Origin of the sequence: Aerosakkonema funiforme FACHB-1375, from assembly GCF_014696265.1 — a bacterium.
GTDB classification, from domain to species: Bacteria; Cyanobacteriota; Cyanobacteriia; order Cyanobacteriales; family Aerosakkonemataceae; genus Aerosakkonema; species Aerosakkonema funiforme_A.
The window spans coordinates 1-10,528 of sequence record NZ_JACJPW010000189.1 but is presented as its reverse complement, the minus strand read 5'-3'; the positions used below and the strand labels follow the sequence as shown (position 1 = coordinate 10,528).

The window sequence follows — 10,528 nt, the reverse complement described above, 5'->3', positions numbered from 1 at the left end:
TACAATGTGTTCCATCCAGGGTCGCCCAGTCAAAGAGCCAAGTCATCCGAAATTATGTCACGGAATGTCCGGAAATGTCCAGTTTTACTCCTACTAGAAGCTTACTCTGACAGCACGCGACTAGTGCGGCGACTTAAAATATTGCTGTTTCATGAGCCAACTAATGAGATGCCTCGCTCGATCGCCTTTATCAAAAAAGCATGACTTGATACGCGATCTATTTTGTGGCCCTGCCTCATAATAAAAAGTAATGCCTATTTTATGGCAGACTCACTTGATAAGCTGTCACCATTTTGCTTCAACTGCACAAAAGCTGAGATCGGTACGATCGGATCGGCTTAACTCCTTACCCCGCCAGGAAAAAAGAATCTCGCGGGTAAGCATACAGCAAGATAGGACGCTATAGATCGCGTGTAAAGACACCCTGCCAATTGGGGATTGCCAAGAGAAGCGTATTTTGTATAATATCTTATTCTGCTATCTTGCCTAAATCTCCTTCTCAACTTGGTTTAGAGAAGAGGTTGACCCTAAAATCATTGGGAAAGTTTTTGGGGCGAGGTTTATCTGAAAGCCCAAAAAGAAGCATATAAACGTATTAAAAGAAACAGAGTGTTCGATTGAAATGCGTCGCTCCTATAAGAATCAAAACATACCAGATATAAGAAGCGAAAGTGGCAGAGTGATGAGGAGGGGTGCCGGGTCTTTCGGGTTTATGGTGGAAAATGTTTGTCTATGTTACAGATATGTGGAATGGTGGATTACGGCACGGGAACTTAATGATTGCTTGAAAATACTTAAATTATCGCCCGTGCGTCACCCACCCTACGATTAAATAAGTTTTTACGATCGCCACAACAATGGGAGAGCCTGACAGAAGTAGCGACGCAAGTGTGCTAAGTGTCTACTCCGCAAATTTCAGATTCTAAAATTTCAAATCTAAATAAATCTGAAATCTGAAATTCTTTTGGTCAATTGTTGAATTATTGAGTTTAACCAACATGAATCATTCCATGAATAAGACTGTAGATCGAAACGAAGTAGAAAACCGATCGCACCAAAACCAAAGCGCGGCTGTCGGTTATCGAGGCCAAAGATGGTTGGTAGAAGAACGAGATGCTTGTGGCGTCGGCTTTATCGCCCATAAAGATGGTTTGAAAAGCCACGAGTTAATTGCCAAATCTTTGGCTGCGCTTACTTGTCTGGAACATAGAGGCGGTTGCAGTGCTGACCGAGATTCCGGAGATGGTGCTGGCTTGATGACGGGTATTCCTTGGGAGTTATTGAGTCAGTGGTTTGCAGAAAATAAGTTGGAAATGCCATCTCCAGATGGGATTGGCGTGGGGATGGTGTTTTTACCCCAAGATGCCACAAAGGCGGCTGGCGATCGCCAAATTGTTGAGCGTATTTTAGCCGAAGAAGGATTGGCTTTGCTGGGTTGGCGGGAAGTACCCGTTAAGCCAGAGTTGCTGGGAACTCAAGCGCGGGAAAATCAACCGAAAATCGCACAGGTATTGGTGAAAAGTGAAGAATTGCGGGGGGATGCTTTAGAACGGGCTTTGTTTGTCGTTCGCAAACGGATTGAGAAGACGCTCAAAGCAGATAACTTGGAAGGTCACAAGCTTTCGGGAATCAGTACGGATTTCTATGTTTGTTCGTTTTCCAGTCGCACAATAGTTTACAAGGGGATGGTGCGATCGGCTGTGTTGGGAGATTTTTACCTCGATCTGAAAAATCCCGCTTACCAGAGTAGTTTCGCCGTTTATCACCGTCGCTTCAGTACCAATACCATGCCTAAATGGCCGCTCGCACAACCGATGCGGTTTTTGGGACACAATGGGGAAATCAATACCCTTCTGGGCAACATCAACTGGATGGTGGCGCGGGAAGCAGATTTGTCCCACGAAATTTGGGGCGAAAGGTTAAATGACCTCAAGCCGATCGTCAATCCCGAAAATAGCGATTCGGCTAATTTGGATAATGTCCTGGAATTAATCGTGCAGTCCGGGCGCAGTCCTTTGGAAGGATTGATGATGTTAGTGCCGGAAGCTTACAAAAACCAGCCGGATTTGGATAAATATCCCGAAATTGTCGATTTTTACGAATATTACAGCGGCATTCAGGAAGCTTGGGACGGGCCGGCGTTGCTGGTGTTCGGTGATGGCAAGAAGGTGGGGGCGACGCTCGATCGCAACGGTTTGCGTCCGGCGCGTTACTCGATTACCCGCGATGGTTATATTGTAGTGGCATCGGAAGCGGGGGTGGTGGATATCCCGGAGGGGGATATTGTGGAAAAGGGTCGTCTTGGGCCGGGTCAAGCGATCGCAGTCGATCTGGAAAGTCACGAAATTCTCAAAAATTGGGAAATCAAACAGCGCGTGGCTTCTTTAAGGCCGTATGGCGAATGGTTGAAATCCCGCGTTTCTCTAAGTTCCCAATCTCCAAAAGAAACTTCTTCACCAGATGCCGTTACTTTACTGCGCCATCAAACTGCCTTTGGCTACACCATTGAAGATGTGGAAATGATTATTGAGGAGATGGCATCTACCGGGAAAGAACCGACTTTCTGTATGGGAGATGACATTCCTTTGGCAGTGCTTTCAGTCAGACCGCATTTGCTGTATGACTATTTCAAGCAGCGGTTTGCCCAAGTGACTAATCCGCCGATCGACCCCCTGCGGGAAAAATTGGTGATGTCTCTGGAAATGTATTTGGGCGAAAAGGGTAATTTGTTGGCAGCCAAGCCCGAATATGCCCACTTGCTCAAGTTGGAATCGCCGATACTGAACGAGACAGAATTGGATGCGATTCGCGCTTCGGAATTTCCCACCGCCGACTTATCCACTTTATTTGAAATCGCCACAGGGCCAGAAGGTTTAGCCGCAGCAGTTAAATCTTTGTGTGCCAAAGCAGCACAAGAAGTGCGAAATGGTAAAAAGATTTTGATATTGAGCGATAGATCTAGCAAACTGAGTGCAGAACTGACCTACATTCCGCCTCTCTTGGCCGTAGGGGCGGTACACCACCACCTGATTGCGTCAGGTTTGCGGATGAAAGCCAGTTTGATTGTAGAAACCGCACAGTGCTGGAGTACCCATCACTTTGCTTGTTCGATCGGCTACGGCGCGAGTGCCATCTGTCCCTACCTCGCCTTAGAAACAGTGCGGGCTTGGTGGCATAACCCCAAAACGCAAGGGATGATGGAAAGGGGCAAAATTACCCAATCTACGTTAATCAAGGCGGAAGCAAACTATCGCAAAGCCGTAGAAGACGGTCTGCTGAAGATTTTGTCGAAAATGGGGATATCTCTGCTATCAAGTTACCAGGGGGCGCAAATTTTTGAGGCTCTAGGTATTGGTGGGGATTTGTTGCAGTTGGGCTTTAAAGGTACTGCTTCTCGCATTGGCGGTTTGACGGTGGCGGAATTAGCTTCTGAAGTTTTGTCATTCCACTCCAAAGCATTCCCGGAATTGACAATTAAGAAGTTAGAGAACTTCGGATTTGTTCAGTACCGTCCGGGTGGGGAATACCACATGAACAGTCCGGAAATGGCGAAGGCGCTGCATAAAGCTGTTGCTGCTTTTAAAGCAGAGGATATAGAAAAATCCAAAATCCAAAATTCCCCCGCGTCCGACCATTACGAAGTTTACCGGAAATATATGGAAGGGCGTCCGGTAACTGCGCTGCGAGATTTGCTGGAATTTAAGAGCGATCGCGATCCGATACCTTTGTCGGAAGTGGAGTCGGTCGAGGAGATTGCCAAACGTTTCTGCACCGGGGGAATGTCGCTGGGTGCTTTGTCTCCAGAAGCACACGAAGTGTTGGCGATCGCGATGAACCGCATCGGCGGTAAGTCGAATTCCGGGGAAGGTGGCGAAGATCCTGTACGTTACAAAGTTCTGGATGATGTGGATGAAAACGGCTATTCCCCCACCTTGCCACACATGAAAGGTCTGCGGAATGGGGATACCGCATCCAGCGCCATCAAACAAGTAGCGTCGGGTCGCTTTGGGGTGACGCCAGAGTACTTGATGAGTGCCAAACAAATCGAAATTAAGATGGCGCAAGGCGCGAAGCCGGGTGAAGGGGGGCAATTACCTGGGAAGAAGGTGAGTCCTTACATTGCCATGTTGCGGCGATCGAAACCTGGAGTAACCTTGATTTCGCCGCCGCCTCACCATGACATTTATTCGATTGAAGATTTGGCGCAGTTGATTTTTGACCTGCACCAAATCAATCCCAAAGCACCTGTATCGGTGAAGTTGGTAGCAGAAATCGGCATCGGGACTGTAGCGGCTGGTGTGGCCAAGGCAAATGCAGATATTATCCAAATTTCCGGTCACGATGGCGGTACCGGTGCATCGCCACTGAGTTCCATTAAACACGCAGGTTCCCCCTGGGAACTCGGATTGACAGAAGTACATCGGGTGCTGATGGAAAATCAACTGCGCGATCGCGTTATCCTCCGCGTTGATGGCGGCTTCAAGACCGGATGGGATGTGGTGATGGGTGCCTTAATGGGCGGCGAAGAATACGGTTTCGGCTCGATCGCCATGATTGCGGAAGGCTGCATCATGGCGCGGATCTGCCACACAAATAACTGCCCTGTCGGAGTGGCGACGCAGCAAGAGGCGCTGCGGAAGCGGTTTACTGGTATACCTGCACACGTCGTTAATTTCTTCTACTTTGTAGCAGAAGAAGTGCGGAGTATTCTGGCGCGTTTGGGGTATCGATCGCTGCAAGAAGTCATCGGACGGGCTGACTTGCTCAAAACAAGAGACAGTATCCAGTTAACCAAAACCCAATCCCTGAATCTGGATTGTTTGCTGCAATTACCGGATACGCGATCGAATCGTAACTGGTTAAACCACGAAGCCGTTCACAGCAACGGTGTTGTTTTGGACGACCAACTGTTGCAAGACGCCCAGATTCAAGCCGCTATCCGCGATCGAGGCGAATACAGCAAGACACTGCGGGTGGTGAATACAGACCGCACCGTTGGGGCGAGACTCGCGGGTGCGATCGCATCCCAATACGGCAATAATGGGTTTAGCGGTCAAATTACCCTCAACTTTGTCGGTTCTGTGGGGCAAAGCTTTGGTGCATTCAACCTACCGAACATGACTTTGCGTCTGGAAGGAGAAGCGAATGACTATGTAGGCAAAGGTATGCACGGAGGCGAAATTATCATCCAGCCACCAACCGACGCCACCTACGACCCATCCGGGGCAGCGATCGTCGGTAACGTCTGTATGTACGGTGCAACTGGCGGCACATTGTTTGCCAAAGGTCAAGCTGGCGAACGCTTTGCAGTCCGGAACTCCGCAGGCATTGCAGTCATTGAAGGCGCGGGCGACCACTGCTGCGAGTACATGACTGGCGGTATTGTGGTCGTCCTCGGCAAAGTCGGTCGCAACGTGGGCGCTGGAATGACAGGCGGTCTGGCTTACTTCCTCGACGAAGATAACAGTTTCGCCCAAAAAGTCAACCCCGAAATTGTCAAGTTTCAACGGGTGATATCGCCCGTAGGAGAAGCGCAATTGCAGGAACTCATCCAAGCTCATGCCGATCGCACTGGTAGCCAAAAAGCTATGACGATTCTGGAGAAATGGACAGAATATTTACCCAAATTCTGGCAAGTTGTGCCTCCTTCAGAAGCTGATTCTCCAGAGGTAAATCCATCTGTTGAAACGCTGGAAAGTTTGAAAGTTTAATTGCCAACATAGAAGTCGGGTTTCTTCAACAAACCCGACTTCTCAGAAAATGTCAGACCATCAAACCTAATTCCGATCGTTGATTGGGCTCTCCCGTTTTGTGGTGATGAGATAAATGTATTTAATCGGGAAGTGAATTGGGCACGGGCAATAATTTCAATTGTGACTCTCCCTCGTTCATTTCTTGAGCTTTCATTTCTAAAAGATCGGGGATGGTGACAAATTCAAAACCTTGCTGTTTTAACTTATCAATTATTTCCGGTAAAGCCTTCACCGTCGCCGAATGATTGCCGCCACCATCGTGCAATAATACAATATCGCCGGATTTGGCTTTACGAAGTACATTTTTGACTAATTGGTACGCAGGCAGTGGGCGATAATCCATCGGGTCATTTGACCACTTGACGATGGCATAGTTTTTCTCCTTCGCATAATCTGCCGGCCCATTGTTCAACAGACCGCCAGGAGGACGAAATAAAAATGTTTTTACTCCTGTTGTTTTGTAAATCAGTTCTGCCGTGTCTTCTATTTCTTTAGCTGCTTGACTGGGATTCATTTTTCGGTAAGAATGACTCCAAGTGTGGTTAGCGATCGCGTGTCCTTCGTTTACTACTTGTTGGGCTATTTGTGGAAAATATTTGACGCAACGACCGACCCAAAAAAAAGTCGCTTTGATATTGTTTTTCTTTAAAATTTCTAGCACTTGCAAAGTCGTTTTAGGCCAAGGGCCATCATCAAAAGTGAGGGCAATCAGTTTCTTTTCACCCAGAATTGGCATCTTTTCCAGCATTTTACCTTGAAACTGGGTAGGAACTGTAAAAATTTTGCCTTCTTCGTCTGCTGGATATTTTCCCTCATTGTAGGAGGGAAGAGACTCTGCTCCTACTTGAACGTGAGGTTGAACGATCGGAAATTGTAGGTTTTGGATTACTTTTTGTTGCCGAACAACTTCTGAATCTAAATTTTGCTGTTGAGTTATTGGCAATCGCCCAGGCGCGACAGCAGATATCACCACAGTCTCGCGAGAACCTTCTTTGACAGACAAGTTAAGACCGATCGCAAAACTACAAACAGCCGCTACTAGGGTAACGAACACCAAAACCTTCTTAAACATACAGTTAGACTCGATCGCGTGATGTCTGCTTGGACTCCTGTCCGATATACTGAGAAATTGGGCGCAGCTTGCAATATTGCTCCTTTAAATGCCAAATTTTGAGATGTCATCGTTTGCAAATATTCTCAGCCAATCTATAAGCTGAAATTTTACGGGGGCGAGCCTGGAAGCGAATCGAAGTTATCGTTAGCAAAAATTAACTGCTGATGGCTGATTACCTGAATTTCGAGGTATTAACCATTAGCAGTTACCATAGCTCTAGGTTTTGGATTAATTAGCCAAGGTCGAGCTTTGTCCTTCCACTTTCTCCCGGTAGAGGGTAATAATGCGATCGGTAACTTCAGCGATACTAAGACCATCAGTTTGGATTTCAATGGCATCAGGTGCTTTTCGTAACGGCGCTATATTACGGTTGCTATCTTTCCAATCCCGTTCGGAAAGGTTTTGCTGCATCTGTTCCAAACTCAAATCTGCCTCACCTCGATTTTTGAGATCTTGTTGACGGCGACGGGCTCGTTCTTGCACCGAAGCAGTCAAGAAGATTTTGAGTTCGGCATCGGGGAAAACATGAGTGCCGATATCGCGACCTTCAATCACAATACCTCCTTTCTCACCCCAGCGCTGCTGCTGTTTGACTAGCTCTTGGCGGACGGGAGTCTGGGCAGCGATCGCAGAAACGTGAGAGGTTATTTCTAGGCTGCGTATGGCTTGCGTTACTTCTTGGCCATTTATCCATACGCGAATAGGAGCTTGAGGTTCATCCCCCATACCCAATTCAATATCGCACTTACTGACAATTTCGGCGATTGCTGGTTCATCTTCTATAGAAATACCAGATTCCAAAACCAGCCACGTCACCGCTCGATACATAGCGCCCGTATCCAGGTATAGCAGCTTCAAAGCCTGCGCTACCTGACGGGCTACGGTAGATTTTCCCGCCCCAGCAGGGCCATCGATTGCCACAATCGGCTGACGGTTTCTCAGAATAATGTTGTCAATGAGGCGGGTAGTGCCCAACCTGGCAGCGAGGGCCAAAAGTCCAACCTCCTCAATTTGTTGTAAAGGCATCAGCGTCGTCGGATCTACTAACTCAATATATTCGGGCTCAATCGCTTGAACCGTTGCCAATTCTAGCTTAGTTACAGCAATCAAACGAGCGCTCGAGCGCTCGCCTCCTTGAAAAGCAAGTTCCGCTTGCCGTAAACTGCGATACAAAACTGATGCCTGTTCTTTTTCCTCTGCGGTTAAATACTGATTGCGGGAGCTTTTCGCCAATCCCGACGACTCGCGCACTGTCGGAAAGGACACAATCTCTACTGGTATATTCAGATCGGCCACCACACGTCGAATAATAGCAAGCTGCTGAGCATCCTTCTGACCGAAATACGCCCTTGTAGGCTGTATCAAGTTCAACAACTTGGTAACGATTGTGGCAACTCCTTGAAAGTGACCGATGCGGGAACGTCCGCACAAGACCGAGGTCATTGATTGTGGTGGAAAAACAGCGGTTGTGGCTGATTCAGTCGCGGTTACAAGTCCTAGCTCTATAGCCGTAGGGGCAAAAATAAGATCTACCCCAGCCTTTTGACAAAGTTGTCGATCTTGTTCTATTTGACGGGGATATTTTTGAAAATCCTCTGTTGGGCCAAATTGTAACGGATTGACAAATATGCTGACTATCACAAAGTCATTTTGTTGTCGAGCGCGTTCGATGAGTGCCAGATGACCGGAATGCAAAGCTCCCATAGTAGGAACTAAGCCGACTTCTGGCTCGATCGGGCGTTGTTCGATCTGCCACAGACGCAGATAGCAGCGCAGGGCAGCAACTGTCGTACATAAGTACACGAGTAACCCCAGGTTTCCACGCAACTCTCAGGATAGTAGTTTATAGCGAAGCGCGAAGGAAACTTCGCAAATTTCAGATTTCAAAGGGAAGATTGCTTTCTTTGTATAAATCTGAAATCTGAAATCTGAAATTACAGCGCTTTGCGCTGTTATGAGGTACAGTAGCAATTAGTAAACCAATTTATTACAAATCGCTACAGAATATTTAGTGTACCTCACTACAGCGCAAAGCGCTGTAATTTTGCTCTACAGCTACAGTTTGCGATTTGCCGAGAACTTCTAAGCTCACTGGCGCTACCCCTGTTTGCATCATTCCCAAAACCCTTGCTGCTGCTGCTGAAAGGTCAATAATCCGCCTTCCTGCATAAGGGCCGCGATCGTTAATTCGCACAATAACAGAAAGACCGTTGTTAAGGTTTGTTACCCGGACTTGCGTTCCAAAAGGCAATGTGCGATGGGCAGCAGTTAGAGCATTTTGATTGAAAATCTCTCCGTTGGCACTCCGTCTGCCGTGAAAGCCGGGGCCATACCAGGAAGCCAAACCTCTGAGGCGGGATAAAACGGGAGCTGTAGTTAAGGCTATTTGGATTGGTTTTGCTGTGGGTCTGCCCGCAATATCTCTTAAGGGTGGGGCGTTGCCGATCAGTCGTCGGAGGCGATTGGTTACTTGGAGTGCATCTTGGGCTAGGTTATTTGTGCTGTCTGGAAGCCTGGTCTCTGCATCTATCTGGACTAATTGTTCCTCATTTACTTTGATGATGTAGCTTTCACCGATTTGTCTATTACGAGTCGCAGACTGAAATTCTTGCTGTGAGTTACGTCTTGTTCTGGAAGAGGGTAGACTTGTTGAGACAGAATTGGCCTCACCATTCCAGACAACTGCGATCGTATTAGCATCTACGTTGTCGCGATTGAGCTGGTTTAGCTTTGCTGCTAATACACTAGCCCGCCAAACCGGATCGCTCTCAGATTGCCCGGGTCGCCTTTGTTCGCTGAAATTTTGCCCTTGGTTGGCAGAAGATCTCGGTTCGACAACTTCGGCTTCATTTTCAGCACTAGGAGTGTCTTTGCCATCTCCAGCTTTCCCTACTTTAATATCGCTGGTGCTATCTGAAGCCGAACCAATAAAGGTGATAACTGGAATATTCCGAAGGTAAAGGGTTGCAGCCTGACGCCCTGCCCACATATGAGGTTCGACTTTGGCGATCGCATCTGCTTGTGTCTCGTTACCCTGGCGCAATCGATACTCGCCCACTTTGACTGTATCTACAGACTGTGCATTTGCCAAGGGCTCAGGTCGATCTGCATCTGGCGAGTTAGCCTTATTTTGTGGGATATCGGTCTGGCTATTACGCTCGGATTGCGATCCCACTTTTACTCCATGTACTGAGCGAGTACTCTCCTGGGGTGAAGCTGAGGTAGAAGCTCTCAAATGACTTGCTTTGGTTTCTTGTTCCAGTGCGTTGGGAGCTTGTGCTTGACAGGATGATATTGTACTCAACCCAGTTGTGAGCAAGGTGACTATAAGGCTACTGCAAAGTTTTACATTCATAGGCTTGTCTGGAATCGAGGTTGAGATTGCTACTGATGTTGCCTTGTCAGGCACGGGGTAGCACCCGTCGGTAGAATTTCCCTCTTAACTCGTACTCGTTCCGTGTTTATTTCTTCAAGTTGTAACTGCAACAGACTACCACGAAGTTTTGTGTTTGGGGATCGGGGTTGTTCTGTAGTCAGCCCAACTTTATGGAAAATTTAAAAATTAACTGCAATGAAAAAGCAGTCATCACAACTGGAGTTTAGACTAACCGCGCTTTAGGGCGCGGTTAGTCTAAACTCCTATTAGTATTTTTACTTACCT

Annotated in this window: 4 protein-coding genes; 1 reads left to right on the top strand and 3 read right to left on the bottom strand. The window is 47.5% G+C overall.

Annotated features, from left to right (window positions below; translation table 11 throughout):
• The first annotated feature begins 1,010 nt into the window (after nucleotides 1-1,010).
• On the top strand, nucleotides 1,011-5,711 hold the full coding sequence (locus H6G03_RS35935) for a glutamate synthase-related protein (RefSeq protein ID WP_242060537.1): 4,701 nt from the start codon (nucleotides 1,011-1,013) through the stop codon (nucleotides 5,709-5,711).
• A 121-nt stretch (nucleotides 5,712-5,832) separates the two neighbouring features.
• Here H6G03_RS35935 and H6G03_RS35930 read toward each other — a convergent pair whose 3' ends face one another.
• The 3 genes from H6G03_RS35930 to H6G03_RS35920 form a co-directional block, all read right to left on the bottom strand.
• Nucleotides 5,833-6,825: a polysaccharide deacetylase family protein gene (locus H6G03_RS35930; protein ID WP_190475508.1), complete on the bottom strand. Its 993-nt coding sequence runs from the start codon at nucleotides 6,823-6,825 to the stop codon at nucleotides 5,833-5,835.
• A gap of 270 nt (nucleotides 6,826-7,095) precedes the next feature.
• Nucleotides 7,096-8,670, bottom strand: coding sequence for a bifunctional pantoate--beta-alanine ligase/(d)CMP kinase (locus H6G03_RS35925; protein WP_190475507.1), 1,575 nt, complete (start codon nucleotides 8,668-8,670; stop codon nucleotides 7,096-7,098).
• Nucleotides 8,671-8,875: 205 nt separating this feature from the next.
• The gene (locus tag H6G03_RS35920; RefSeq protein ID WP_190475505.1) at nucleotides 8,876-10,222 is read right to left on the bottom strand and encodes a septal ring lytic transglycosylase RlpA family protein; all 1,347 of its coding nucleotides are present in this window, start codon (nucleotides 10,220-10,222) and stop codon (nucleotides 8,876-8,878) included.
• Nucleotides 10,223-10,528 lie beyond the last annotated feature (306 nt).